An 877-nucleotide genomic window follows, 5' to 3' on the forward strand; every position below is an offset into this window, starting at 1 on the left:
TGTGCGTCTGGCGCAGCCACTACGTATAGTCGGCACGGGTTTGACCCTCGGGTAACTTACCGCGTGCGAGGGTCTCGACCTGATACAGCGCCTTGAAGTATTCGAGTGCCTTGCGCGCGCGACCGTCGGGTTTCTTGAGCGCCTTGTACGCCTCGTCAAACGCCCGGCGCGCGTGGGCTAGGCATCCGAGATGCGTGACACCTTCGAGCGTGCGCCACGCACTGTAGCCATCGGTCATTAGCGTGCCGGCATAGCCTTTCAGGAAGGCCTGCGGATACTGTTGCCCACGCCCTGGCTGGTATTCAAACAGCACCACCGGCTCGGCAGACGCTTTGGCGCTGCGGTAGACCCACAGTAAGCGGTCAGCCAACCCGCACCTTGCGTTGTAAGGGCAAGTGGGCTAGCGATCAGGTGGTTGGCTTCGGCACGGGCTTGCCGAGCTTCCATGGGAGCAGGGCTTCGTAGTCGTCGGCGGTCTTCGTGTAAGGCAGCGCCTTGAACAGATCGACGAGATACCGGTACACGTCGACGTCATTCGCCTTGCAGGTTTCGATCAGCGAATACAGGTTCAGGCTCGCCTTCGCACCCGCCACCGTGTCGCTGAAGAGCCAGTTTTTTCTGCCGACGACAAATGGCCTGATCGAATTTTCGCAGGCGTTATTGCATATCGGCCATGTCTCGTTCTCAACGTAACGGCACAGCTTCGGCCACTGGTTGCCGAGATAGCCCAGCGCCTGTCCCAGCTTGCCGCCGGGCAGCGTCGTCTCCAGATATTGATCCAGTAAAGCCTTGATCTGGCCGACGTGGGTCAAAAATGGCTGTTTTTGCGTTACACAGGCGCGCGAAATCGCGCCGGCCGCGAAAGACCAGATTAATC

Annotated in this window: 1 protein-coding gene and 1 pseudogene; both read right to left on the minus strand. The window is 59.6% G+C overall.

The genetic code is table 11. From position 1 onward, the window contains the following. Positions 1–22: 22 nt before the first annotated feature. Positions 23–355 (minus strand): annotated as a pseudogene (locus P0D80_RS50610) (IS66 family transposase); the annotation flags it as partial. Positions 356–407: 52 nt separating this feature from the next. After that, positions 408–877, minus strand: a 470-nt coding sequence (locus P0D80_RS50615; protein WP_408296392.1) for an IS66 family transposase, incomplete at its 5' end; no start/stop codon positions are given.

The sequence above is a fragment of the Paraburkholderia sp. RL17-373-BIF-A genome, assembly GCF_046030175.1.
GTDB lineage: Bacteria > Pseudomonadota > Gammaproteobacteria > Burkholderiales > Burkholderiaceae > Paraburkholderia.